This window comes from Gemmobacter sp. LW-1, from assembly GCF_001303875.1.
In the GTDB taxonomy this organism is placed as follows: domain Bacteria; phylum Pseudomonadota; class Alphaproteobacteria; order Rhodobacterales; family Rhodobacteraceae; genus Gemmobacter; species Gemmobacter caeni.
Map to the genome: position 1 here is coordinate 183,084 of NZ_LJSC01000034.1, position 23,295 is coordinate 206,378.

Below are 23,295 nucleotides of genomic sequence, written 5' to 3' on the forward strand. Positions count from 1 at the left end.
TATTAAGATAATTGTTGTATATAACATGACGAATGTTGGACATCTTTCGAGGAAGGGTTAAATTGCAACCCGTTATCAATCTTCAGCAGGACGTCGCCTTGGATCGCCCGGCCCGAATGAACGCAGCGCAGATCCGGCAGGCGCTGGAAAATGCCATCGTCGATGGCCGATTCGTGCCGGGTGAAAAGCTGGACCCCGATGCGCTGTCGGCTGAGTTTGCCTGTTCACGCACCCCGATCCGCGATGCGTTACAGGCCCTGGAAGCGTCGGGACTTGTCCGGATCGAACCGAAGCGCGGCACATTCGTGACCGAGCTTGGCCTCGTCGAACTGACCGAACGATTCGAGGTGATGGCAGAGCTGGAGGCGATGTGCGCGCGCCTCGCTGCCAGCCGCGCGACGGCGTCCGAAGTGGCACGCATCCGTACCGCGCAGGCGGGCTGCGAAGCGGCGATCCAGACTGGCGACACCGATGCCTACTACAGCCGGAATACGGCCTTCCATCAGGCAATCTATGCCGCCTCGGGCAATCGCTTCCTCGAAGCCGAAGCTCTGCGGCTGCAAACCATACTGCAACCCTATCGCCGCCGGCAGCTGACGCTCCGTGGACGGATGACGCGTTCGCTGGACGAACATCGCCGCATCGTCGCGGCAATTGAGGCCGGAGAGGCGGTGCGGGCAGCGGCCGAAATGAATGCACATGTCGTCATTCAGGGCAGCCGTTTTCACGAACTCATCGCGGCGCTGCGGGCGGGCGGGGAATGACGAAAGGGCCGCCCCGAACCGGGACGGCCCGCAGGCAGGGCAGGGGGCTCAGGCCGCTTTCGGGACAGCGGCGCGGTTGCCCCAGTTCAGCGCAACCGCCAGCACGATGGCGAGGATACCCGCAGCGGCAGAGCTGTAGATCTCGGACAGCGGCGACAGGAAGATGGCGAGCCCCGCCGCAGCCCCGGTCAGCGCATTGCGGCGCGTGGCGCTGTTGATGAACATGATCACGACCGCGCCATAGAGGGCGGGCAACGTATAGGCCTTGATCGCCTCCGCCACCGGGGCGGGCAGGACCGCGATCAGGGCGCTGCCGATCAGCACCAGCGCAATCAGGAACACAAGGTTCACCAGAACGGAGACCACGATGCCCAGCACCGCCGCGACCTCGGCCTTGCGGGTACCCGCCTCGGCCTCGATGGCGCTTTGACAAGAGATCACCACCGGCATGCGCATGTTGCCGATGTTGCCCGACAGGAAGCTGATATAGGTGCCGCAGACCCCCAGAACCGGGAAATAGGAAACCGGCTCCACCACCCACATGATGCCGACGATGGTGGCGATGGCCAGAAGGCCCGTCAGGATCGGGCCGACGCCCGGAAAGGCGCCCAGCACGAACGACAGGTAAAGTGCGGGCATCAGGCACAGCACCATGGCAATAGCCAGCGTCAGCCGACCGATGCGATGGGCGCGCGGGATGAAGCTGCTTCTGTAGAAACCTTCCATGTTTTGTTCAGGCATGTTTTGTCTCCCCGTATGTTATTGTGATCAGGCCAGCAGATGCCCGGTGACGGAACCGGCGACGAGTCCGACGATCAGCGAAAGGCCCACGGCCCATTCGCGCAGCCAGGCGCGGTGCTTGCCTGCCAGATGCAGCAGAACCATGCACACGGCGGCGGCGATGACGGCGGCCATGTCATCCGGCTCGATACTGAAATTGCTGAGCCAGGCCTTGTCGACCACGGCATTGACTCCCAGAAGACCGAAGATGGCGATGGGGGTGGCGGTGCCGACCGCGCGGATCAGTCCGGGGTTGCTGACCGCCATCTTGTCCTGCGCGCGGTCCAGCCCCTTGGTCAGCAGGAAGGCGGAAAGCAGCCAGCCCATGCCGCCCAGCGTCATGACCCAGACTGAGGCCGCGAGGGCCTGAAGCGTATAGCTGTCGGCGCCCAGCTTCGCGCCAAGCGCCTTGGCGCCCTGATCGGCGGCGAGGAACTCGAACACTGCCGAGCCGATGACACCCACCCGCATCAGCGTGACCGGCCCGCCTACCATGGCCATCAGCGAAACCGCGACGAAGAAGATCGCGATGGCGGGGCCGACCGAATTGATCGCGGCGGTCTTGTACACCACCCGCCGTTCCTCCGCCGTCAGGATGGCGTAGCGGTCCGAGAAATCCAGCGTCATGCGCAGATAGAGCAGCGACTGCACCACCACGACGCCGATCACGAGTGTTGCAAAAAGCCACAAGACCGGGCCATTTGCGACCTGAAGAACCTGTTCCATTTCGATTTCCCTGTTGGTGATTATTCGTTCAGGCCAGTTCCGCCGCGATCAGGCGGCAGAAATAGCTCGCTGCCGTGGGCAGGATGTCATCGTTGAAATCGAAGCCCGGATTATGCGGCATGGCACCGGGACCGGCGCCGACCATGACGTAATTGCCGGGCACATCCTCGACCATGAAGGCGAAATCCTCGCTGCCGGTGAAGGGGGCCACATCGCCATGCACATTCTCGGTGCCGACCGTTTCGGCGGCGACGGCAAGCGCGATCGCGGTCGCATCCGGGTCGTTGACCAGCGGCACGAAGATATCCTCGAACATGATTTCGGCGCTGCCGCCATAGGTGGCAGCCACGCTCTGTGCCACCTCGGTCAGGCGCTGGGTCATCTGGTCGCCCACCGCCTTGTTGAAATAGCGCAGGCAGCCCTTCAGCGACGCCTTGTCGGGGATCACGTTGAAGCTGTTGGTCCCGGCATAGACATCGGTGAAGGATACGATGCCGGATTCGATGGGATCGACGTTGCGCGCGACGATGCTTTGCGCCGTCATCACGATGTTCGCGGCGATCTGCGTGGCGTCGATGGTGGTCTGGGGCAGGGCGGCATGGCCGCCGCGGCCCTGCACCCGGATGGTGAAGAAGCGACTGCCCGCCATCATCCGCCCGCTGCGGGTGAAGATGTGGTCCTTCGCATAGCCTGGCGCGTTGTGATAGGCATAGATCCGGTCACAGGGAAACCGCTCCAGCAACCCGTCCTTCAGCATGGCCAGTGCTCCGCCCAGGCCCTCTTCTGCCGGCTGAAAGATGAAATGCACCTTGCCCGCGAAATCTCGGTCGCGCGACAGATGCCAGGCGGTCGCCAGCAGGGTGGCGGTGTGGCCGTCATGGCCACAGGCATGCATCACCCCGGGCACTTTGGAACTGTAGGGCTTGCCGGTTTCCTCGGTGATCGGCAGCGCATCCATATCGGCGCGCAGGCCGATGGTACGGTTTGAAGGCCGCGTGCCGTGCAACACGCCCACGATACCAGTGCCGCCGATGCCGGTATGCACCTCGTCCAGCCCATATTCGCGCAGCTTGGTCGCCACCAGTTCAGCTGCGAAGGTCTCCTGAAAGCCGAGCCCCGGATTTTCGTGCATGGCCCGGCGCATGCGGGCGAATTCGTCCTGCGCCGCAACGATGCTTTCGATCATCCCCATCCTGTTCCTCCCGAATCAGTCTATATTGTTTCATTTTAAAATAGTCTCATATTGATACTATTGTGCCTAACGAATATTTGCGCCTTGATGGATCAGGGCCGGTATTGCACAGGGGTCGCATGCCGAAACGCGATGGAAAGGCCGCGATGTACAGGAACTGGTCAAAGGCGTTTCGGCAGGGAAACGCGGTCTACAAGCTGAACATGCTGGGTACGGCTGCTGTCAGGGCGCTTGATGATCGTTTCGTCGCCCTGGTGGGGCTTGATGTGCGAACTGTGCGGGTGCTGCGGCTGATCGGCGACAACCCCGGCATCGGCTTTGCCGAAATCGCCACCTATGGCGCGCTGGAACGCAGCCTTGCCTCGCGGCTGATCCAGAGCCTTGTGCGCGGCGGGCATGTCGAACGCCGCAACGACCCGCAGGATGCGCGCCGCTTTGGCCTTTACATCACGGAAACCGGCGGCACGGCGCGCGCCCGCGCCGATCTTCTGTCGGAGGTCGGGCTGGAGCTGCTGTTCCAGAACTTCGATCCCGCCGAGGTTGCGGCGTTCACGGGTATGATGGACCGGCTGGCCGACTGGATCGACAGTGATGAGTTCGAACGCAGCGCTGCCATCCGGCTGGACGAAGCCGCCCGTCGCGCCGAAACGCTTTAATCCCGCTGCGGCCGTCATTGGGTCGCCAGCGGGGGCGGGGTATGCCGCAGCACCGGGTCGATGGGGCGGAAAGGCCCGCCAACCGAAAGCTCCACAACCCGCGCTGCCGCCAGAAGCGCCGCCTCGCCGCGCGGCTTGCCGATGATCTGTAGTCCCACTGGAAGCCCGCGCGGCCCGATCCCCACCGGCACCGAGATCGCGGGCAGGCCGGTGACAGTCGCCAGGAACGCAAAGCGCAGCCAGTCCATATATCCATGCAACTGTTGTCCGCCGACTTCGCGCACCCATTCCACCTCTTGCGGATGCGGCATGCATCCCACGACCGGACAGGCCAGCACATCGAAGGTTTCGAACAGCCGCAGCATGTTGCGGTAGATCACCGTCCGGTCCAGCTGTGCGTCGGCGATTTTCGCGATGGTCAGCGTTTCGCCGAAGGCCATGTTCGCCTCCAGCGTATCCTTGAAATGGCGGCGGATCTCCTGCGGCAGACGGCGGCCCATCACCGCCCACATCTCGCCGCGCAGGGCGTGATAGGTGCGTTCCAGATGGGGCAGGGGAGGGCAGGTTTCCTCAACTGTCACCCCTTCGCGCGCCAGCCGCTCCAGCACTTTGCGCAAGTGGGTTTCCATTTCGGCATCCACGGCTGAGAAGCCGCCCAGATCGGGGGCATAGGCGATGCGCAGTTGGGGTTCGGCTTCGGCGACGGCGGTCTGGAACGACCTGTGCGGTGCGGGGTACGAAATCGGAGAGCGCGGCTCATACCCCGCCATTGCATCCAGAAACAGCGCGCAATCGCGCACGGACCGCGCCATTGGACCCTGAACCCCTTCGATCATGTAGCCGATGGCGTCCGATCCACCGCCGGCCCGGCCGGGACTGGGCCGCAGCCCCACGACGCCGCAATAAGCCGCCGGAGTACGCAGCGATCCTCCGTGATCCGAGCCATGGCTTAGCCAGACCTCGCCCGTCGCCAGCGCGGCAGCCGCACCGCCGGATGAACCGCCCGCGTTCAGCCGCGTGTCCCAGGGGTTGAGGGTCGGGCCAAAGACTTCATTGAACGTATTGCCGCCCGCTCCAAATTCGGGGGTATTGGTCTTGCCCACCACCAGACCGCCGCGCGCTTCCAGCCGTTCGACCAGCGGGTCGGAATGATCGGGTATGAAGTCTGCAAGCCCCCGTGTGCCGAAGGTGGTGCGCACCCCGGCGACCGGCGTCAGATCCTTGATGGCCAAGGGCAGGCCACCCAGCCAGCCGGAATGCTCCGAAGGTCTGCGGTCCAGCCTGTGCACGGCGGCGCGGGCGCGGTCTTCGCACAGGATGGGCGTTGCATTGATCGCCGGTTCCACTTTCCGCAATCGCGCGCAGGCCGCGTCCAGCAGTTCCTCAGGCGAGATTTCACCTTTGCGCAGCAGGGCCACGACCTCGGTCGCTTCCAGCCTGCACAGGTCCGGCCCGGTAAATGCGGGCAGGTCATCGTCGATCTTGCTGATCCTTGCGGTGGCGGACATGACCTCCCTTTCATGCCAGTTGCAATGGTTGGGAGCGTCGGGTGAAAAAGCAGGTCTGTCAATAATAACTATAATTTTAGAATCTTTAATTATAATTATATGGCGGAAATTTGTGTGCTATCTCCTGATCGACCATGCCGGATCAAGGAGTTAGGGAATATGGGCGCGCAGGCGGATCAGGTTCGCGATGATATCCTGCAACGGGTGCAGGCGCGTGCCCTGCTGCCCGGTGACCGCATTGACGAGGTGGATCTGCGCGAAAGGCTGATGATTTCCGGCACGCCGATTCGCGAGGCGCTGATCGCGCTCGAAGCTGTGGGTGTGATTGAACGCCGCCCACGCGACGGCGCGCGCATTGCTGCGCTGGATGCCGAAGCGCTGATGAAGATGATCGAGGTTCTGGCCGAGGCCGAGGGCGCGCTGGCCTATCGCGCGGCGCGGCGCATCGGCCCGATACAGGCCGAACAACTGTCGGAGGCCGCGCGCGCCTGTCTCGCGGCCAGTGGTCCGCAGCCAGCCTATTATGACCTGAACCTTGCCTTTCACCGCTGTATCATGGCGGCGGCGGGTAATGAGCACCTGAGGGCGATGGCGTTAGGCGCCGGGAACCGGCTGATCGGCTATCTGGCAGCCCGCCACGCGCTGCCGGGCGAACAGATACGCTCGGCCCGCGATCACGAGGCGATCACCGCCGCGATTCTGGATGCGGCGGGGGACCGCGCGCGCGATCTGATGATCGCCCACGTCACATTCTCCGACACGATGGCGCTGGACATCATCAACGCCCTGAGGCGCTGAGGGGCCTCACAGTTCAGTAATAGAACTGATCGCGGAAGACGTGCTGCACGATGCGGTCACGGGTCAGGCCAAGCTTGGCCAGTTCCGCGTCGCTCAGAGCCTGAAGCTGTTCCACGCGGTCGGCCCGCGACCGGATCCGGCCATAGCGGGTCAGCGCGGCGCCGATAGATGCGAGAACCTGCGCACCGAACTTCCTGCCAAGGCCCGCGTTGCGGCCCGGAATGTCTGATGTATAGCTCATGGAAACCTCCTGAAGCATGGATCGGTTGGTTTCCCCCCTTAACGGTGAACTTACGTTGGCAGGGCCAAGGTCACAATCGCGCATGCTGCATTGCAGCATTGCGCTGGGGGCAAGGCGGGGTTGTTACCGCTCCGCCTCGGCGATCAGCCCGCCAATCCAGCGTGCAGCGGCCCAGGTCGCCGGGAGGCCGAGCGGCAGACTCCAGACCAGCGCGGACACGGGGGCGATATTGGCAAAACCGGCGGAATGCAGGATCAGCCCCAGCAGGAACAGGTTGATCGCCACCGCTCCGGTCGCAAAAGGCCAGATCCACAGCCTGAGCCACCATATCCGGCGCGGGTCAATGGCTGGTGCCGTCTTCGAAGGTGATCTTGTTCCAGACATTGTATTTTCCTGAAGGCTTGCGCATCGGCAGGCGGGTGATTTCCTGAAGGGTGCGGCTGTCGTAGACGATCACCGCGCCCTCCTGCTCCCAGACCGAGACCAGCGCCTTGCTGCCGTCGCGGGTGAATTCGGTATGGGCCACCGTCTTGCCGGGTTCGGGTTTCAGCACCTTCACCACCTCCAGCGTCTGCTTGTCGATCAGATGCATCTCGCCCTTGTGCGGCCCGGTAAAGACATCCGCCCAGATCTGCGGTGCGCCGTCGTGGCTGCGCAGGAAGAAGCCCGGCCCCGAAGTTTCGATCACCTTCACCACATGCCAGTCCTGCATGTCGATGACGCTGATCCGACCTTCATTCAGATGCGGCACGGCCATGACGCGGCGCCCGTCACGCATCCAGCTGATACCGCTGCCGAGATGCGGCATGCCGGGCAGGGGCAGGCTGGCGATCTCGCGCCCGACATCAAGGTTGACCACCACCCCCGTCTCGCCCTCGCGGTTGGCACCGATCAGGTTGCGATAGTCGGGGTCGAAGAAAAAGTCGTCCAGCGGTGCCGAGACCGCGATGCGCCGCCGCGCGAACAACCCGCGTTCGACGCCCATCGCCTCTTCCATGCCGTTTTCATTGGAATGCACCAGCCCCTCGGAATAGGGGCCGCCATCCTCGGTCGTGGCGATTTCCCAGATTTCGGGCACGTCCTTCAGCGCGAGCAGAAAGGTCTTGCGGCGCGGCGCCTGATAGACGGCAGAGACCCGGCTGGGCCGCCCCTGCCGATCCGCAACCGGGATCACCCGTGCGACGCTCAGATCCTCTGTGGACAGGATCGTCAGTGTCGCGGGCAGGTAATTTGCCACCGCCAGCCATTTGCCATCGGCGCTCATGGCGATGTTACGGCTATTCAGGCCCGCGCGCACCCGACCGACCTCGTGCAGTGACCAGATGTCGTATTTCTGCACCCAGCCGTCGCGCGACATGACAAAGACATAGCGCCCGTCAGGGCTGAATTTTGGACCGCCATGCACGGCGAAGGGAGTTTCGAACCGATCCAGCACCGCAAGGCTGTCGCCATCCAGCACCGAGATATGGCTGTCGCCGGTTTCCACCACCAGCGTGATGTTCATCGGATCGGCGGCGAACACCGGCGCGGGCGCGGCCTGGTAATCGGCGGTCATCTCGCGCGTCGCGCCGATCGCCGCCGCATCCCAGACGGGCGGGGCCGCCAGCGGGGCCGAGACATAGTCCGCCACCGCCGCGATCTCCTCGGGGCGCAGCGTATCGCGGAAAGCGGGCATCTGCGTCATGGCCCGCCCTTCGGCGATCACCGCCTGCAACCTGTCGCCCTGCAAACGGCCAAGGCTATCGGGGATCAAAGCGGGGCCAGTGCCGCCCAGCCGCGTTTCGGCATGGCACGAGGCGCAAAGATCGACATAGATCGCTGCCCCGTCCGGCCCCGCCAGCGCGGCTTCGGTGAGCCCCAGCAGAACCGCCGCTGCCCATTTACCTTGGCGAAAATATCCCCCCGCCGGAGGCGTCCTGTCCGCGCCACCGGGTGCGCGGTTACAGGAAACGATGCGCCGGATCATGGCTTTTCCCCCGGAATGGCGTGACGGTCAGACGTTCGGTCGCGTCCAGCCCGATTTCGGTATTGGTCAGGTAACAGGCCGGATCCTCGGCCCAGGGGTCGCCGGTGATCTGAAGCGCGCGGATGCGGGTATTGCCGCCACAGATCGTCTTGAAGGCGCAGCCGCCGCAGCGCCCTTTCAGGGGACGCGGCCGGCGGCGCAGCGTCGCCAGCATCGGGTCGGCGCCGGTCCACAATTGGCTGAACGGCGTGTCCTTCACCGAACCCACGGTATAGTCGGACCAGTAGGTATCGGGGTGCACCTTGCCCTGCGGGTCGATATTGGCGACGCCCAGTCCGCTGGAATTGCCGCCCCATGCGGCCAGATGCGCCTCGACCTGCGCGGCCTTGTCGGCATCGAAATTGCGCCGCACCCAGCGCAGGAAATAGACGGCATCGGCATCGTTGTTGCCCGTGACGATTTCCAGCGGCTGATCCTCGGCCACCGCGATCCAGGCGCGGTCCATCAACTGATCCATCGCATGACGGGTGCGGCGGTGGGCGGCATCCTCTCCCCGGTTCTTGTCGCCCCGCCCGGCATAGACAAGGTGCGACAGATAGAACTTGTCCACCCCTTCGGCATCGCAAAGGTCCATCATCGCGGGCAGCATGGCGGCGTTGTCCTGGGTGATGGTGAAGCGCAGCCCCACCTTCACGCCCCGCGCCTTGCAGGCCCGCACCCCGGCGAGGGCCGCGTCAAAGGCGCCGTCCATGCCACGAAACCAGTCGTTCATAGCGCCGATCCCATCCAGCGAGGTGCCGACGTAATCGAAGCCCAGATCGGCAATGCGGTCGATATTTTCGGCGAGTTTCGTGCCGTTGGTAGACAGCGAGAGGTGGCGGAACCCCAGTTCCCGCGCCCGCGTCGCCAGATCGAAGAAATCGAACCGGCTCAGCGGTTCACCGCCCGACAGGATCAGCGCGGGAATGCCGAAGGCGTGCAGGTCGTCCAGCACGGCCATGGCCTGTGCATGGCTCAGTTCCCCCGGAAAGGGCACATCGGCCGAGGTGGTATAGCAATGGCGGCAGCGCAGGTTGCAGGTGCGGGTCAGGTTCCAGATCACCACGGGCTTCACCGCGCCCGAGCGGCGGCGCACCGGGGTGGGGGCCACCAGCTCGCGCATGTATTGGGTCAGACGGAACATGGCTCAGCCCCCATCGGCAAGGCGCATCCCGGTCTTTTTCAGGATGCGGGTGGAATAGAGAATATCCTGCGCCCGGCACGCCGGGCCGAGGAGGCGGGCGATCTGCCCGCGTTTCGCCTCGACCTCGGGGCGGCTGGTGCCGTGGATCATGGCAAAGAGGTTATAGGGCCAGTCGGGCAAGCTGCGCGGGCGCAGGTAGCAATGGCTGACGAAGGGCAGGGCGCCGACTTTGGCGCCAAGCCCGGCCGCGCGGTCGTCGGCTACGTCCCAGACGCTCATGCCATTCGCCACCATGCCAAGCGCGTAATGGTTGGGCGCCAGCGCGATGCGGCGGATCACGCCCTGGGTCTGCATCCGGGTCATGCGGTCCATCACCTCGGCCTCGGTCAGATCGAGCCAGCGGGCGATTTCTGCGAAAGGATGCGGCGTCAGCGGCAGGCCGCCAGCGGTGGCCTGAAGGATGCGGCGGTCGGTGGCGTCGATATTCATGCCTCTACCCGGAAGCCGATGAAGAATTCCTGCATCTTCGGAAAAAGATGCACGGTCAGCCCGGTTTCCGCCGCGATACCGGCGGCGGTCGATGCGATGCCTTCGGGCCTTTCGCAGGCCAGAACGAGCCACATGTTCAGCCGGTGCTGGCGTTCATAATTATGCGCGACCTCGGGATGGGCATTGACCAAAGTCATGACCGCCTCGAAACGGTCCTCGGGCACGGCGATGGCGCACAGGCAGAAGGCCCCTCCCATGGCTGCCGCATCGAGAAAAGGGCCGAAGCGGGTGATGGCGCCGATCTCGCGCAGGCGCGCGATGCGGGCCAGCAGGGCCTCTTCGGTCAGACCAGTTGCCGTGGCCAGTGCGGCGAACGGGGCGGCGGTGATCTCCACCCCGTCCTGAAGCCGGTTGATCAGCAGCCGGTCGGTGGTGTCCAGCGCGTCGGGGGGAAGGGTGCGGCGCATCACGCGGCCCTCCGCAGCCGGGCGCCGGTCTGTTTGAAACAGCGGGTCGAAAACAGCACGCGATAGGCCATGCCCTGCAAGGCGGGCAGGCGGGTTGCGGCCTCCAGTACCCCAAGCGCCTCGGACCGGCTGCGGGCGTGGATCATGGAATAAAGCCGCCATGGCCAGAGACCGGGCACCGGCTGGCGTTCATAGGCCAGTGTCACGCCGGGATGGGCGGCGAGGGCGCGCCCCGCAGCCTCTGCCTGTTCGGGCGCGGCATCCCAGACCACCATCGCATTGGCGGTGAACCCCAATGCGCGATGGCGCACGATCACGCCCAGCCGGGTGATGATCCCGGCGGCCAGCAGTACGGCGATACGGGCGATCACCGCGCTTTCGTCGCGGCCAAGCGTCTCGGCCAGTGCGGCGAAGGGGCGCGGGGTCAGGGCCAGCCCCGCAGACAGTTCATGCAGCAGGGCACCGTCGCCGGGATGGAGTTGATAGGGCAGGGGAGGGCGGTCCGAAGGCATGGCGCACAAGCCGCCGGTCAGCCGGAACCCAAGGTCGATGTTGAAGGGCCGCACCAGCCGCAGGTCGAGCAATTGCAGCCCTGATGCGATGTGAAGCCTGTCCAGAAGTGCCCCAAGGTCATCCCTGTCGGCGGCGGTGGCGACGAACCAGAGGTTCCAGTCGGCCTCGCGCAGATAGGAATGATTCACCCCCGGCTCTGCTCCGACCAGGGCCGCGATGTCCTCGATCTGACCCTCCGCCACCGCCATGGCGGCAAGGGTCGAGGCCCCTGCCGTGTTGGGGCGCACCGTGCCGCCGACCCGTGCCAACTGTCCGTTGGCCCGCAACCGGATCAGCCGGTCGACTACCGCACTTTCGGTCAGACGAAGGGCCGCGCCGATTGCGGCGAAGGGCTGGGGGCAGAGCGGCAGGTCGCGTTGAAACTCGTCCAGCAGGCGCAGGTCCAGATCGTCCATGGTTACAACCCCGGCCGATGCGCACGCGCAGTGAAGAAGATGCCCGAGGGTGCCTTGGCCGCGATCTCGGCCAGTTTTTCACGGGTATGGGTGTCGTAGATCAGCACCTTGTCGTCATCCCGCGCGCTGATCCAGACCTCGGCGCCGCGCGGGGCGAATTCCATATGCAGCACCGCTTTGCCGGGGGTCAGCGTGGCGACGACCTTGTGGTCGCGGCTGTCGATCACCTGCACGGTGTCGTTCAGGGGTGTTGCGAAGTTCACCCAGACATAGGGCGAGGCCGGTTGCGCGATGATGAACACCGGCTGGCCATGCACCGGGGTCGCGCCCCGGTCGGCATGGGTTTCGCTGTCCACCCACAAAACCTCGTGCCGCCCAACGGCGGGCAGGGCGAACTGGCCTTCCGTGAAGGCCCAGCCTTGCAGATGCGGCATCTTGTAGACCGGCATGTCCGCACCGGTCTTGCCGTAATCGGTCAGGAACTTCTGCGGCGGGGTTTCCGGCGACCACAGGTCATAGGACATGACGCCCTTTTCACCGAAGAGGCCCACCAGATAGGTATGCGCATCTGCCGTCAGCACCGCGTCGAACGGGTTGACCCCGGCGATGCCCAGCGAGGTCACCACCAGCGCGGCACCCGAGAAATCGCCCATGAACACCTCGCCGGTGTCCCAGACCGCCCAGGCGAAGCGGCGGCCGGGCAGGTCGACCAGACCAATGGTCTTGCCGGCGGACGGGATGTCGGCCACAGGCGCCAAGGTTTCGGCGTCAAACACCTTCACCCCGCCGGGTTCGTAATTCGACACCGCGACCAGCCTGCCGTCGTCGGAAATGGCGCCGCCGATGGAGTTTCCGGCCTGCATGGTGCGCGCCACCACCTTGCGGTCGATCAGATCGACCTTGGTCAACCCGCCGTCGCGGCCGAAAACATAGGCGAAGCGTTCGTCGGGGCTGTAGGTCAGCGAGGCATGCGAGAGATCGCCCAAGCCCTCGATCCGCGTCAACGCCGCGCGGTCGGACCGATCCACCAGCAGCAGGCTGCCGCTGGCGCGTTCGACCACAAGGCCAAGGTCGCCAGTCGCCTGCGCCAGCGCGGGCAGCGGCAGAAGGGTCAGCAGGGCAAGGGCAAGCGCGCGTTTCATCTTTGGTCCTTCGTGGTCAGATAGTCGGCGATCCAGCGCGCCTCTTCCTCGGTCAGCAGCGGGCGCCAGGGCGGCATGGCGGTGCCGGGCACACCGTCGAGGATGATGGCGGTCAGTGTGGCAGGATCGGCCCCGGCCAGCGCCTCGGTCGTCAGCGCGCGGCCAAGCCCGCCTTTCAGCGTCAGCCCGTGGCATGATCCGCAATCCTGCGTGACCATGTGCTCCAGCCGCATGGTCTGTTCCGGCGTGATCTCTGCCATCGCCATGCCGGGCAGGACCAGAAGGAGCAGGACGAGCCTAGGCATGGGCCACCTGAAGTGCGGCACCGGGCAGCGGCGCGTAGAGCGAGACGACGCGGCCGATGATGAACAGCAGCGGCACGCCCGGCTCGGCATCCGCGACGGCGGTTGCGATGTCGGCAAGGGTGGACAGCACCCGCCGTTCACGCGGCGTGGTCGCTGCGGCAATGGCCAGCACCGGCAGATCGGCAGGCAGTCCCTGTGCCACCAGTCGCGCTGAAATCTCGGCCACGGTCGCGGCGCCCATATAGACCACCAGCGTGGTCTCTGGACTGGCGAGCGAGGCCCAGTCCAGATCCAGCGTGGCATCCTTCGCGCGGTGGCCGGTGACATAGCGCACGCCGGTGGCAAGCCCCCGGTGCGTCAGTGGTACGCCGGTCGTGGCAGCCGCCCCTTGCGCCGAGGTGATGCCGGGCACAAGGGTGCAGCGCTGTCCGGCAGCGCGGATCGCCGCCGCCTCCTCGCTGCCGCGCCCGAAAATCAGCGGGTCGCCCCCTTTCAGCCGCATCACGCAAAGCCCCCGCGCAGCCAGATCGACCAGCAGGGCATTGATACCTTCCTGCGGCAGGCGATGATGTTTTGGCAGCTTGCCCACGTCGATGCGCCGCGTGCCGGGCGGCACCAGTGCCATGATCTCGGGGCTGACCAGACGGTCATGCACCACCACGTCGGCCTCGCGGATCAGGCGCAGCGCGCGCAGCGTCAGAAGCTCCGGGTCTCCCGGACCGGCGCCGACAAGATGCACGATTCCGCCGGGCTGTGAGGAGGCAAGGTCTTTCATGGCTGTCGGTCCCGACTGGCTGTGACAGGAACAGAAGGGCGCTGATGCGCCCCTCCGGGTGCCCCGCGGCCTGGGGAGCCGCGGGGCGTGAACACGCGAAAGGATCAGTAAATGTCCTTCTGCGTGTTCAGCACGTTGAACTTGCCCGTCGGCGTGATCAGACGCGGGTCCTTGATCACCGTCTTCAGCTCCAGCGTCTTGTCATCGACGACGACAATCGCGCTTTCCTTGTCCTTCGCGTTCCAGACGCTGAACCAGACCTCGGTGCCTTCCTTGTTGAACTCCGGCTGCACCACACGCGGCTGTCCATCTGCGATGCCGGCCCATTCGCCGATCGGCAGGGTCCTGAACTCCGGGTCCACCGCCGGATCGCCCCCCATGGCGGGGATGTCGAACACCGCCACATTGGCTGACACTTCGGCATCCGGGTTCAGCGGCGCATCGACATAAAGATGCGTGCTGTTCGGATGGGTCTTGATGAACAGCGAGCCGCCGCCAAGTGCGAAGAAGGTGTCGACGATCTTCCAGGCCTGATCGGGATGGCCCTCCGGGTCGGTGCCGATCAGCGCCACGCTTTCATCGCCCAGGTGCGAGGTCGCCCAGACCGGCCCATAGACCGGGTGGGTGAAGTTCGCGCCGCGCCCCGGGTGCGGGGTCTGGCCGCCGGTTTCGATCAGCGCGGTCAGCTTGTCTTCCTTGGTGTCCACCACCGCGATCTTGCCGCGCTGGTTGGCCGCCACGAGGAAATAGCGATGCGTGCTGTCAAACCCGCCATCGTGCAGGAAGCGTTCTGCCTCGATCTCCACCGTCTTGAGGTTCTTGAGGTCGGTGTAATCGACGAACAGGATCTTGCCCGTCTCTTTCACATTCACGATGAATTCCGGCTTGTAATGGCTGGCCAGAATCGATGCGACGCGGGGTTCGGGGTGATAGACCTGCTCGTCATAGATATTGCCGCGGGTAGAGACGATCTTCAGCGGCTCCAGTGTTTCGCCATCCATGATCACATATTGCGGCGGCCAGTAGGCGCCGGCGATGGCCAGCTTGTCTTCCCAGCCCTCGAATTTTGAGGTCTCGACCGACCGCGCCTCGATGCCGATCTTGATCTGTGCAACCGAGGCCGGTTCCTTCATCCAGAGGTCGATCATGTTGACCAGACCGTCGCGGCCGATCACGAACAGATACCGCCCCGAGGCCGAGATGCGGCTGATATGCACGGCATAGCCGGTGTCGATCACCGCGCGGATATCGTAGGTGCCGCCGTCGATCAGCGCGATCTGGCCCGCATCGCGCAGCGTGACCGACATCAGGTTCTCGATGTCGATATCGTTTTCCTTCTGCTTTGGCCGGTCCTCGGGCTTCACCAGCACCTGCCAGCTCGCCTTCATCTCCGGCATGCCCCATTCCGGCGGGGCGGGCGGTTCCAGCAGAAGGTAACGGGCCATCAGGTCAACATCCGCCTCGCTGAGTTCGCCCGAGGTGCCCCAGTTCGGCATCCCGGCGGGCGAGCCGTAGGTGATGAAGCTGTGCAGATAGTCGTAGCCGTTTTCGCGCGTGATATCGGTGGTCAGCGGCTTGCCGGTCGCCCCCTTGCGCAGCACGCCATGGCAGCCTGCGCAACGTTCGAAATAGATCTGTGTCGCTTTCTGGAACTCCTCCTGCGTCATCACGGGATCATCGGGCTTGCGGCCCGGGATCTCGACCTTGAGCTGGCCGAGGGTGGTCATCGAGGGTTCATAGGCGGCGGCAGGTCCGTCTGCATGCTCCTTTGGCTTGTCCTGCGCCTGGGCGGGGGCAACCATCAGCCCGAGGGCGAGGGCGGCACTGGTCCACAGAAGCGTCCTGGCTCGGGTGGCTCGGCGGGTCATGGGAATCTCTCCGTTCAGCTGGTGAGGCTGGGCACACATTCCCGTGATCGGCGGCCGGAGGCTTTGACTTTGGTTAAGGCCGCGACGTTCCCGCGCAGGCAGGGTGCGGGACGAACCGGAGGATGCCCCGGACGGGACCGCCATGCGACAGATCCTTCTTGCCCTGCTTGTTCTGTTCTGCGCGGGTCTGGCCCGTGCGGAAGACGCGCCGACGCCGGACGAGGCCGCAGCCCTGACCGGCGTGACCGGCCCGCTCATCCTGCGCCGGATCGACGAGGGCGTGCCGGGATGGGAGGTCTATGCGGGCGACATGCTGGTGGCGCATCTTGGCTCCACATCGGAAATCGCGGGGTCGGTGGGCTATTCCGGGCGGCCGCTGGATGTGCGGGTTGCGCTGTCACCCAAGGGGGTGATCCTCGGTGCGCGGTTGATCCGGCATGACGAACCCGTGCTGACGCTGGGGATTTCGGATGCCGACATCGCCCGATATGTCAGCGGCTTCGCCGGGCTCGATCTGGCCGCGCCGGTAGCGCCAGAAGCGCCGGATATCATCAGCCGCGCCTCGGTTTCCACCGGGGTTATCCGCGACGGCATCTTGCGCACCGCGCGCACCCTTGCGGTGGGGCGCGGCGTCATTGCGGGCGGCGCCATCGACCGGCTGAGTTTCGCCCCGGCGGATTGGCGGCAACTTTTGACCACCGGCGCGGTGAGCGAAACGCGTATCGGTATGACCGAGGCGGCGGTGGCGCTGGCCGGTGCCAGGGTGCCGGTCCCGCCCGGTCCCGGCGATTTCCTGCATCTCTGGGCCGGGGTGATCGACCCGCCCGCCATCGGCCAGAACCTGCTGGGCCAACAGGAATTCACCCGCGCCCTGGGCGCGCTGGGGCCGGGCGAGGCGGCGCTTCTGGTCATGTCCTCTGGCCTGCAATCGCATCGCGGCACCGACTGGAAACGCTCGGGCCGGTTCGACCGGCTGACCGTGGTTCAGGGGGAAACCCGCTGGCAGCCCGGCGCGGACGGCTATCGAATGATCAAGCGGCTGACGTTGAAGGACGCCCCCGCGATGAAGGAGATCAGCCTGTTCGCCCTGCCCGCCGCCATCGACCCGACCCGCCCCTTCACGCTGGAGGTCCGCGCCAGCCGCCCGACCGCGACGGGGGGCGAGGTGGCACTGACGGCCAGCCTGCCGGTGGCGCTTCCAGCCGCTTTCATCCTGCAAGCGCCGACACCCGAGCCGCTCTGGCGCAGCATCTGGCAGGCCAAGCGGGTGCAGGCGGCAATCGTGGTGCTGATGCTTCTGGTGCTAACCGTGATCCTGTTCGCGCAGGAATGGATCACCCGACGCCCGGGCCTTTGGCGGGCAGGGCGCATCGGCTTTCTGGCTGCCACCTTTCTGGTTCTTGGCATGGGGCTGAACGGCCAGCTTTCCGTTGTGCAGGTGGTGGCCTTCGTCCATTCCCTGCTGACCGGCTTCCGGTGGGAGACCTTCCTGATCGAGCCGGTCATCTTCATCCTGTGGTCCTTTGTCGCGCTGGGGATGCTGTTCTGGGGGCGCGGGGTCTATTGCGGCTGGCTTTGCCCCTTCGGCGCCTTGCAGGAGCTGACCAATACGCTGGCGCAGCGGCTGGGTGTGAAGCAGATCGCGGTGCCGCAGGCGCTGCACGAACGGCTCTGGGTCATCAAATACACGCTGTTCGTCGCCATCCTCGCGCTGTCCTTCTATTCCATGCATGACGCGCTGCTCCTGGCCGAGGCGGAGCCGTTCAAGACCGCCATTTCCCTGCGTTTCATGCGCGCCTGGCCGTTCCTCGTGTTCGTCGCGGCGATCCTTGGCGCCGGGCTATTCATCGAACGCTTCTATTGCCGCTATCTGTGCCCCCTTGGCGCCGGGCTGGCGATTCCCGCCAAGCTGAAGGTCTTCGACTGGCTGAAGCGCCGCCCGCAATGCGGCCGCGAATGCCGGATGTGCGAGACGAAATGCACCGTCGGCGCCATCGACGCCATCGGCCGCATCAACCCCAATGAATGTGTCCTGTGCCTGCGCTGTCAGGTCATCATGAACGACGGCACGCAATGCCCGGTGCTGAAGCGCCGCGCCCGTGCCTCGGAAGGAGCCACACCATGAGCGCCATCAAACGCCTGTTTTCCGAAGGGTTTCGTGTCTTTTTCCTGTCGGCCGGGCTGTTTGCCGTGCTGGCCATGGTCATCTGGACCGGCTGGCTGGCGATCCATGCCGCCGGAGGGCTGGCCGATCTGCCGGTCGCCATGGCACCGCAGCACTGGCACGCGCATGAGATGATCTTCGGCTATGGCGGCGCGGCGCTGGCCGGGTTTTTCCTGACCGCGGTGCCGAACTGGACCGGCGGCAAGGGCGCGCCGCACCGCTTCATCGCGCTGGCGGCGGCGGTCTGGCTGGCGGGGCGGCTGGCGCTGTGGGCCTCGGGCAACCTGCCGCCCGCGATGGTGGCGGTGGCGGATCTGGCCTTCGCGCCGCTGCTTGCTGTTCAGTTGCTGAGCCAGCTTCTGCGCCGCCCGCGCGGTCCGCAACTGCTGTTCGTGGCGATGCTGGCACTGTTCTGGCTGTCGAACTTGCTGGTGCATCTGGACTGGATGGGGCTGACCGGCACCGCCGGGCAGGGGCTGCGCGGCGGGCTGCTGGTGTTGGCCGGGATGATCGTTGTCATGGGCGGGCGGGTGACGCCGGGCTTTACCCGCAATGCCATGGTCGCCAGCGGGCGCGAGGATCGCCTGCCCGTCAACCCGCGCCCACTGGCGGCGGGTTCGGTCACTGCGGCCATCGCGGTGCCGGTGGCATGTCTGGCCGGTCTGCCCGAGACGCTCACCGGAGCGGTGGCGCTTCTGGCCGGGGCGTTGGCTCTGAGCCGGGTCGCGCTGTGGCGGGGGGGCTGGACCTGGCGACGGCCGATCCTCTGGACCATGCATCTGTCATATGCGCTGAATGCGTTTGGCCTTGTGCTGCTGGGGCTGGCAGGTCTGGGCTTCGGGTCCGAGATCGCGGCGCTGCATCTGCTGGCCATCGGCGGTGTCGGCGGCATGACACTGGCCATCATGTCGCGCGCGAGCCTTGGCCACAGCGGGCGCGCCCTCGTCGCGCCGCGTGGCGTGGTGCTGGCCTATGCGCTGTTGCCGCTGGCCGCCGGGCTGCGCTGGATCGGTTCGGCCTTTCCGCAGGTCTATGAACCGGCGGTGCTGGCCTCCGGTGTGCTGTGGGTCATGGCCTTCACCCTGTATCTGGCAGAGTTCTGGCTGGTCTGGTGGCAACCGCGTCTGCCGAGGACGCCGGTCGGGTCGCCACGATGAACCGCCGCCGGTTCCTGAGCATCGCCGCCGCCGCTCTGGCCACGCCGCGCGGTGCGCAGGCTGCCGTCTGGGAGGGCCGCGCCTTCGGCGCTGCCGTCTCGATGCGGCTGGAAGGAGCCGATCCCGCCCGCGCCAGCCTGACCTTCGACCGGCTGGTGACCGAAATCGAGCGAATGGAACAGGTCTTCAGCCTGCACCGCGACTCCGCGCTGACCCGGCTGAACCGGGATGGCCGTCTGGCCGGACCGCCGCCTGCGCTGCTGGAGGTGCTGGCGCTGGCGCGGCAGGTGCATGATCTGACCGGCGGCGCCTTCGATCCCACGGTGCAGCCGTTGTGGCAGGCTCTGGCGACAGGCGGCGACCAACAGGCTGCCCGCGCTGCCATCGGGCTGTGTCGTGTGCAGATCGACGCGCGTGAAATCCGGCTGGCCCCCGGTCAGGCACTGACGCTGAACGGCATTGCGCAGGGCTGGGCCGCCGACCACATTGCGGCGCTGTTGCGGTCCGAAGGTTATGGCCATGCGCTGATCGACATGGGCGAAATTGCCATCACCGGCCCACGCGCCGACCGCACCCCCTGGCGCGTGACCATTGCAGGGCCGGAAGGGCAGGCGCTGCGCGAATTTGCGCTGCGCGGTGGCGCCATGGCCACCTCTTCGCCGCGCGGCACGCTGATCGGGGCGGGGCAGCCGCATATCGTCGGACCCCGCGCACCGCTCAGGCCGCGCTGGCAGACCGTCAGTGTCACTGCTCCGCATGCGGCGCTGGCCGATGCGCTGTCGACCGCCTTCTGCCTGATGGACCGCGCCTCCATCACCCGCACGCTGGCTGTATGTCCCGGCGCCGAAATCGTGCTTCTGGCGTGATTGTCGCATCGCCGGGTTGACTTTTGTTAAGGCCGGACACGGGCGCCTTCTTCACAGAAGGGTGACTGCAACCGCTCAGGGAAGGACACCTCGCCATGCGCGAAGTCATGACCAAGAGCATGGCCCGCAATATCTTTTACGGCGGGTCACTGTTCTTCATTTTCATCTTCGTGGGTCTGACGGCCCATTCGCACTTCTACATAACCAAGACCTCGACCGACAAGGCAACGCTGACCGAAAGCGTGGCGCAGGGCAAACTGCTTTGGGAAAAGCATGCCTGCATCAATTGCCACACCCTTCTGGGCGAAGGCGCCTATTTCGCCCCGGAACTGGCCAATGTGATGACACGCTGGGGCATCGAACCCGGCGATCACGAAGGCGCATTCACCGCGCTGAAAGGCTGGATGGATGCCATGCCAACCGGCATCGAGGGCCGCCGCCAGATGCCCAACTTCGGGCTGACCGACGAGGAATACCGCCAGATCGCCGACTTCCTGCTGTGGACCAATACGATCCGCGCGCAGGACTGGCCGCCGAATGATGCGGGCTGAGGAGAGACTGCCATGAAATACCAAACGCAAAAGATCGCGCTGGCCTATTTCGTCGTCGCCATGGCGCTGTTCGCCGTGCAGGTGACTATGGGGCTGGTGCTGGGCTGGATCTACATCTCGCCCAATTTCCTGTCAGAAATCCTGCCCTTCAACGTGGGCCGGATGCTGCACACCAACAGCCTGATCGTCTGGCTGCTGCTGGGCTTCTTCGGTGCCGCCTATTACCTGATCCCGGAAGAGGCGGAACGCGAGATCCACTCGCCCAAGCTCGCCTGGCTGCAACTGGCGATCTTCGTCATCGGGACGGCGGGGGTGGTTGTCACCTATCTGTTCAACCTGTTTGACGGCAACTGGCTGCTGGGGAACGAGGGGCGCGAGTTCATCGAACAGCCGCGCTGGGTGAAGGTGGGCATCGTCGTCGCGGCGCTGATCTTCCTTTACAACATCTCGATGACCGTGTTGGCCGGACGCAAGACCGCGATCACCAATATCCTGCTTCTGGGGCTGTGGGGGCTGGCGCTGCTGTTCCTGTTCGCCTTCGTGAACCCCGATAACCTCGCGCTGGACAAGATGTACTGGTGGTACATCGTCCATCTGTGGGTCGAAGGCACCTGGGAACTGGTGATGGCCTCGATCCTCGCCTTCCTCATGCTGAAGCTGACGGGGGTGGACCGCGAGGTCGTCGAGAAATGGCTTTATGTCATTGCGGCACTGGCGCTGTTCTCGGGCATCCTTGGCACCGGACACCACTATTACTGGATCGGGACGCCGGGCTACTGGCAGTGGATCGGTTCGATCTTCTCCAGCTTCGAGGTGGCGCCGTTCTTCGCCATGATGTCCTTCGCCTTCGTCATGGTCTGGAAGGGCCGCCGCGACCATCCGAACAAGGCCGCCCTGCTGTGGAGCCTTGGCTGCGCCACGCTCGCCTTCTTCGGGGCCGGGGTCTGGGGCTTCCTGCACACGCTGCACGGGGTGAATTATTACAGCCACGGCACGCAGATCACCGCCGCGCACGGCCACCTGGCCTTCTACGGTGCCTATGTCTGCCTCAATCTGGCGATCATCACCTATGCGCTGCCGCATCTGCTGGGCCGCGACCCGTATAATCAGGTGCTGAACATGGTCAGCTTCTGGCTGATGTCGGGCGGCGTGGTGTTCATGACCTTCACGCTGACTTTCGCGGGCACGATCCAGACGCACCTGCAACGTGTGAACGGCGAGGGCTACATGGATGTGCAGGACCAGCTCTGGCTGTTCTATGCCATGCGCTTCGGCTCCGGAATTGCGGTGGTGCTGGGGGCGGTGCTGTTCATCTATGCCGTGCTCGTGCCCCGGCGCGAGATCATCGAACGCGGCGCAAGCCAACCGGCGGAGTGATGCAGATGGATGGATCCCATATCACGGAAGGGGCGGCGAACGCCCCTTTCTACCAGCCGCAGGGCGTGGAATGCGAGACCTTCGCCGCCGCCGCCGCGCGGCGCCTGCCCGTCCTGCTGAAAGGGCCGACGGGCTGCGGCAAGACCCGGTTTGTCGCCGCCATGGCGCACCAGCTTGGCCGCCCGCTTTATACGGTCGCGTGCCATGATGATCTGTCTGCCTCGGACCTGATCGGGCGCTGGCTGCTGAAGGGCGGCGAGACGGTCTGGGTGGACGGGCCGCTGACCCGCGCGGTACGCGAGGGCGCGATCTGCTATCTCGATGAGGTGGTGGAGGCGCGCAAGGACGTGACGGTCGTTCTGCACCCGCTGACCGATGATCGCCGCATCCTGCCGATCGACCGCACCGGCGAAGAGCTGGAGGCGCATCCCGACTTCCTGCTGGTCGCCAGCTACAACCCCGGTTACCAGAATATCCTCAAGACGCTGAAACCCTCGACCCGGCAGCGGTTCGTCGCGCTGGAATTTGGCTTCCCGCGACCGGAACACGAAATCCCGGTGGTCGCCCGTGAAAGCGGCCTGCCCGAGGATCGGGTGGCGCCGCTGGTACGGCTGGCGGGCAAGCTGCGCGCCATGAAGGGGCAGGATCTGGAGGAAGGGGTTTCCACCCGGCTGGTAATCTATTGCGCCTCGCTGATCGCCGGCGGCATGGCGACCGAGGCCGCGATGCGCGCGGCGATGATTGAACCGCTGACCGATGACCCGGATGTGAAGGCCGGGCTCCGCGATCTCGTGACGGCCGTATTCGGGTGAGGCAGGCCATGTCACGGATCGAGTTCGAGCCATGGGAACCCGAAGAAACCGTCGGGAAACTGTGGCACGCCTTTGCCAGCCGACTGGACGCTGATCCCGTCCACGATGGAGCCCGTGTCCCGCTGTCACAGGTGGGCAGGCGGCTGGCAGTCCTGTTTCGTGGTCTCGGCGGGGATGGCGCCGTCGAGATCAAGCCGGTGGCCGTGGAAACCAGCGCGCACCGGCTGAGCCTGCTGCGAAGGCTGGGCACATGGCGCGACGAAATTCCCCGCGCCAGTTTTGACGGCGCCACGTTGCGCCTGCCCGAGTCGCTTGCCATCTTTCCGGCGGCCGAGGCCAATGCAGCGCTTTACCTGTGGCTCGCAGCGGCGGCGGTGGCGCTGCAAGACCGCGCGCCGCAGGTCGAGGCTGACCCGCTGCTGGCCGATCTGGCGGCGCTGGAACTGGCGCGGCAGATGACGGAAACCGCGCTGGCCAATGCGCCCCGGCCTGATCGCAGGCACCTTCATTGCGGGCTATGGTCTTGCACGCTTTCTGGTG

At 65.4% G+C, this 23,295-nt stretch carries 24 protein-coding genes and 1 pseudogene; 10 read left to right on the plus strand and 15 right to left on the minus strand.

From position 1 onward, the window contains the following. The first annotated feature begins 32 nt into the window (after window positions 1–32). Entirely contained in the window at window positions 33–764 is a 732-nt protein-coding gene (locus AO684_RS07835; RefSeq protein ID WP_235451240.1) for a GntR family transcriptional regulator, read from the plus strand. A gap of 48 nt (window positions 765–812) precedes the next feature. Here the strand turns inward: AO684_RS07835 and AO684_RS07840 are convergent, their stop codons facing one another. The 3 genes from AO684_RS07840 to AO684_RS07850 are packed head-to-tail and all read right to left on the minus strand — an operon-like array spanning window position 813 to window position 3,462. Further along, complete coding sequence (locus AO684_RS07840; RefSeq protein ID WP_054302179.1) at window positions 813–1,505, minus strand: hypothetical protein; 693 nt, start codon at window positions 1,503–1,505, stop codon at window positions 813–815. 27 nt (window positions 1,506–1,532) lie between these two features. Continuing rightward, complete coding sequence (locus tag AO684_RS07845) at window positions 1,533–2,270, minus strand: DUF5058 family protein (RefSeq protein WP_054302180.1); 738 nt, start codon at window positions 2,268–2,270, stop codon at window positions 1,533–1,535. Between the two features lie 28 nt (window positions 2,271–2,298). Then, window positions 2,299–3,462 carry an amidohydrolase gene (locus AO684_RS07850; protein WP_054302181.1) on the minus strand — a complete coding sequence of 388 codons (1,164 nt, stop codon included), beginning with the start codon at window positions 3,460–3,462 and terminating at the stop codon, window positions 2,299–2,301. A gap of 119 nt (window positions 3,463–3,581) precedes the next feature. Here AO684_RS07850 and AO684_RS07855 point away from each other — a divergent pair, with 119 nt between their 5' ends. Beyond that, complete coding sequence (locus AO684_RS07855) at window positions 3,582–4,118, plus strand: MarR family winged helix-turn-helix transcriptional regulator (protein ID WP_054302182.1); 537 nt, start codon at window positions 3,582–3,584, stop codon at window positions 4,116–4,118. A gap of 14 nt (window positions 4,119–4,132) precedes the next feature. On the opposite strand, the gene AO684_RS07860 is transcribed toward AO684_RS07855, so the two are convergent. Beyond that, window positions 4,133–5,626: an amidase gene (locus AO684_RS07860; protein ID WP_082400825.1), complete on the minus strand. Its 1,494-nt coding sequence runs from the start codon at window positions 5,624–5,626 to the stop codon at window positions 4,133–4,135. 159 nt (window positions 5,627–5,785) lie between these two features. Here AO684_RS07860 and AO684_RS07865 point away from each other — a divergent pair, with 159 nt between their 5' ends. Then, window positions 5,786–6,424, plus strand: coding sequence for a GntR family transcriptional regulator (locus AO684_RS07865; RefSeq protein WP_054302183.1), 639 nt, complete (start codon window positions 5,786–5,788; stop codon window positions 6,422–6,424). Between the two features lie 13 nt (window positions 6,425–6,437). Here the strand turns inward: AO684_RS07865 and AO684_RS07870 are convergent, their stop codons facing one another. From AO684_RS07870 to AO684_RS07920, 11 genes are all read right to left on the minus strand, one after another. Then, entirely contained in the window at window positions 6,438–6,665 is a 228-nt protein-coding gene (locus tag AO684_RS07870) for a hypothetical protein (RefSeq protein WP_054302184.1), read from the minus strand. Window positions 6,666–6,788: 123 nt separating this feature from the next. Beyond that, window positions 6,789–7,049, minus strand: a complete 261-nt coding sequence (locus AO684_RS07875; RefSeq protein ID WP_054302185.1) for a hypothetical protein — start codon at window positions 7,047–7,049, stop codon at window positions 6,789–6,791. Then, window positions 7,006–8,631: a nitrite reductase gene (locus AO684_RS07880; protein WP_082400829.1), complete on the minus strand. Its 1,626-nt coding sequence runs from the start codon at window positions 8,629–8,631 to the stop codon at window positions 7,006–7,008. The genes AO684_RS07875 and AO684_RS07880 overlap by 44 nt, the downstream gene beginning before the upstream one ends. Beyond that, window positions 8,606–9,814: a heme d1 biosynthesis radical SAM protein NirJ gene (gene nirJ / locus AO684_RS07885; RefSeq protein WP_054302186.1), complete on the minus strand. Its 1,209-nt coding sequence runs from the start codon at window positions 9,812–9,814 to the stop codon at window positions 8,606–8,608. The genes AO684_RS07880 and nirJ overlap by 26 nt, the downstream gene beginning before the upstream one ends. Before the next feature lie 3 nt (window positions 9,815–9,817). Beyond that, window positions 9,818–10,303, minus strand: a complete 486-nt coding sequence (locus AO684_RS07890; RefSeq protein WP_054302187.1) for an AsnC family transcriptional regulator — start codon at window positions 10,301–10,303, stop codon at window positions 9,818–9,820. Further along, window positions 10,300–10,770 carry an Lrp/AsnC family transcriptional regulator gene (locus AO684_RS07895; RefSeq protein WP_054302188.1) on the minus strand — a complete coding sequence of 157 codons (471 nt, stop codon included), beginning with the start codon at window positions 10,768–10,770 and terminating at the stop codon, window positions 10,300–10,302. Before AO684_RS07895 ends, AO684_RS07890 begins: the two co-directional genes overlap by 4 nt. Then, window positions 10,770–11,738 (minus strand): AsnC family transcriptional regulator, encoded by a 969-nt coding sequence (locus AO684_RS07900; RefSeq protein WP_054302189.1) that lies wholly within the window; start codon window positions 11,736–11,738, stop codon window positions 10,770–10,772. The genes AO684_RS07895 and AO684_RS07900 overlap by 1 nt, the downstream gene beginning before the upstream one ends. Window positions 11,739–11,740: 2 nt before the next feature. Beyond that, window positions 11,741–12,880: a cytochrome D1 domain-containing protein gene (locus tag AO684_RS07905; RefSeq protein WP_054302190.1), complete on the minus strand. Its 1,140-nt coding sequence runs from the start codon at window positions 12,878–12,880 to the stop codon at window positions 11,741–11,743. Further along, window positions 12,877–13,185, minus strand: a complete 309-nt coding sequence (locus tag AO684_RS07910; RefSeq protein WP_054302191.1) for a cytochrome c — start codon at window positions 13,183–13,185, stop codon at window positions 12,877–12,879. Before AO684_RS07910 ends, AO684_RS07905 begins: the two co-directional genes overlap by 4 nt. After that, complete coding sequence (gene cobA / locus AO684_RS07915; RefSeq protein ID WP_054302192.1) at window positions 13,178–13,960, minus strand: uroporphyrinogen-III C-methyltransferase; 783 nt, start codon at window positions 13,958–13,960, stop codon at window positions 13,178–13,180. The genes AO684_RS07910 and cobA overlap by 8 nt, the downstream gene beginning before the upstream one ends. 104 nt (window positions 13,961–14,064) lie before the next feature. Next, on the minus strand, window positions 14,065–15,828 hold the full coding sequence (locus AO684_RS07920; protein WP_054302193.1) for a nitrite reductase: 1,764 nt from the start codon (window positions 15,826–15,828) through the stop codon (window positions 14,065–14,067). A gap of 142 nt (window positions 15,829–15,970) precedes the next feature. Between AO684_RS07920 and AO684_RS07925 the strand changes: the two genes are divergently transcribed. The 7 genes and pseudogenes from AO684_RS07925 to AO684_RS07955 form a co-directional block, all read left to right on the plus strand. After that, entirely contained in the window at window positions 15,971–17,953 is a 1,983-nt protein-coding gene (locus tag AO684_RS07925; RefSeq protein WP_054302194.1) for a NosR/NirI family protein, read from the plus strand. Then, window positions 17,950–19,149, plus strand: a complete 1,200-nt coding sequence (locus AO684_RS07930) for an NnrS family protein (RefSeq protein ID WP_054302195.1) — start codon at window positions 17,950–17,952, stop codon at window positions 19,147–19,149. Before AO684_RS07925 ends, AO684_RS07930 begins: the two co-directional genes overlap by 4 nt. Beyond that, window positions 19,104–20,015 carry an FAD:protein FMN transferase gene (locus AO684_RS07935; protein WP_235451241.1) on the plus strand — a complete coding sequence of 304 codons (912 nt, stop codon included), beginning with the start codon at window positions 19,104–19,106 and terminating at the stop codon, window positions 20,013–20,015. The genes AO684_RS07930 and AO684_RS07935 overlap by 46 nt, the downstream gene beginning before the upstream one ends. 95 nt (window positions 20,016–20,110) lie before the next feature. Further along, a complete protein-coding gene (locus AO684_RS07940; RefSeq protein ID WP_054302197.1) occupies window positions 20,111–20,566 on the plus strand; it encodes a cytochrome c in 456 nt (151 codons plus the stop codon). Between the two features lie 12 nt (window positions 20,567–20,578). Beyond that, window positions 20,579–21,943: a cbb3-type cytochrome c oxidase subunit I gene (locus AO684_RS07945; protein WP_054302198.1), complete on the plus strand. Its 1,365-nt coding sequence runs from the start codon at window positions 20,579–20,581 to the stop codon at window positions 21,941–21,943. A gap of 5 nt (window positions 21,944–21,948) precedes the next feature. Continuing rightward, the gene (locus AO684_RS07950; protein WP_152968380.1) at window positions 21,949–22,755 is read left to right on the plus strand and encodes a CbbQ/NirQ/NorQ/GpvN family protein; all 807 of its coding nucleotides are present in this window, start codon (window positions 21,949–21,951) and stop codon (window positions 22,753–22,755) included. 8 nt (window positions 22,756–22,763) lie between these two features. Then, window positions 22,764–23,295: pseudogene (locus tag AO684_RS07955) on the plus strand (nitric oxide reductase D protein); the annotation flags it as partial.

Excerpts from the sequence above, each read along its gene's own strand:
- AO684_RS07835 (WP_235451240.1), top strand. The coding sequence starts at position 33 with ATGTTGGACATCTTTCGAGGAAGGGTTAAATTGCAACCCGTTATCAAT.
- AO684_RS07840 (WP_054302179.1), bottom strand. The coding sequence starts at position 1,505 with ATGCCTGAACAAAACATGGAAGGTTTCTACAGAAGCAGCTTCATCCCG.
- AO684_RS07845 (WP_054302180.1), bottom strand. The coding sequence starts at position 2,270 with ATGGAACAGGTTCTTCAGGTCGCAAATGGCCCGGTCTTGTGGCTTTTT.
- AO684_RS07850 (WP_054302181.1), bottom strand. The coding sequence starts at position 3,462 with ATGGGGATGATCGAAAGCATCGTTGCGGCGCAGGACGAATTCGCCCGC.
- AO684_RS07855 (WP_054302182.1), top strand. The coding sequence starts at position 3,582 with ATGCCGAAACGCGATGGAAAGGCCGCGATGTACAGGAACTGGTCAAAG.
- AO684_RS07860 (WP_082400825.1), bottom strand. The coding sequence starts at position 5,626 with ATGTCCGCCACCGCAAGGATCAGCAAGATCGACGATGACCTGCCCGCA.
- AO684_RS07865 (WP_054302183.1), top strand. The coding sequence starts at position 5,786 with ATGGGCGCGCAGGCGGATCAGGTTCGCGATGATATCCTGCAACGGGTG.
- AO684_RS07870 (WP_054302184.1), bottom strand. The coding sequence starts at position 6,665 with ATGAGCTATACATCAGACATTCCGGGCCGCAACGCGGGCCTTGGCAGG.
- AO684_RS07875 (WP_054302185.1), bottom strand. The coding sequence starts at position 7,049 with ATGTCTGGAACAAGATCACCTTCGAAGACGGCACCAGCCATTGACCCG.
- AO684_RS07880 (WP_082400829.1), bottom strand. The coding sequence starts at position 8,631 with ATGATCCGGCGCATCGTTTCCTGTAACCGCGCACCCGGTGGCGCGGAC.
- nirJ (WP_054302186.1), bottom strand. The coding sequence starts at position 9,814 with ATGTTCCGTCTGACCCAATACATGCGCGAGCTGGTGGCCCCCACCCCG.
- AO684_RS07890 (WP_054302187.1), bottom strand. The coding sequence starts at position 10,303 with ATGAATATCGACGCCACCGACCGCCGCATCCTTCAGGCCACCGCTGGC.
- AO684_RS07895 (WP_054302188.1), bottom strand. The coding sequence starts at position 10,770 with ATGCGCCGCACCCTTCCCCCCGACGCGCTGGACACCACCGACCGGCTG.
- AO684_RS07900 (WP_054302189.1), bottom strand. The coding sequence starts at position 11,738 with ATGGACGATCTGGACCTGCGCCTGCTGGACGAGTTTCAACGCGACCTG.
- AO684_RS07905 (WP_054302190.1), bottom strand. The coding sequence starts at position 12,880 with ATGAAACGCGCGCTTGCCCTTGCCCTGCTGACCCTTCTGCCGCTGCCC.
- AO684_RS07910 (WP_054302191.1), bottom strand. The coding sequence starts at position 13,185 with ATGCCTAGGCTCGTCCTGCTCCTTCTGGTCCTGCCCGGCATGGCGATG.
- cobA (WP_054302192.1), bottom strand. The coding sequence starts at position 13,960 with ATGAAAGACCTTGCCTCCTCACAGCCCGGCGGAATCGTGCATCTTGTC.
- AO684_RS07920 (WP_054302193.1), bottom strand. The coding sequence starts at position 15,828 with ATGACCCGCCGAGCCACCCGAGCCAGGACGCTTCTGTGGACCAGTGCC.
- AO684_RS07925 (WP_054302194.1), top strand. The coding sequence starts at position 15,971 with ATGCGACAGATCCTTCTTGCCCTGCTTGTTCTGTTCTGCGCGGGTCTG.
- AO684_RS07930 (WP_054302195.1), top strand. The coding sequence starts at position 17,950 with ATGAGCGCCATCAAACGCCTGTTTTCCGAAGGGTTTCGTGTCTTTTTC.
- AO684_RS07940 (WP_054302197.1), top strand. The coding sequence starts at position 20,111 with ATGCGCGAAGTCATGACCAAGAGCATGGCCCGCAATATCTTTTACGGC.
- AO684_RS07945 (WP_054302198.1), top strand. The coding sequence starts at position 20,579 with ATGAAATACCAAACGCAAAAGATCGCGCTGGCCTATTTCGTCGTCGCC.
- AO684_RS07950 (WP_152968380.1), top strand. The coding sequence starts at position 21,949 with ATGGATGGATCCCATATCACGGAAGGGGCGGCGAACGCCCCTTTCTAC.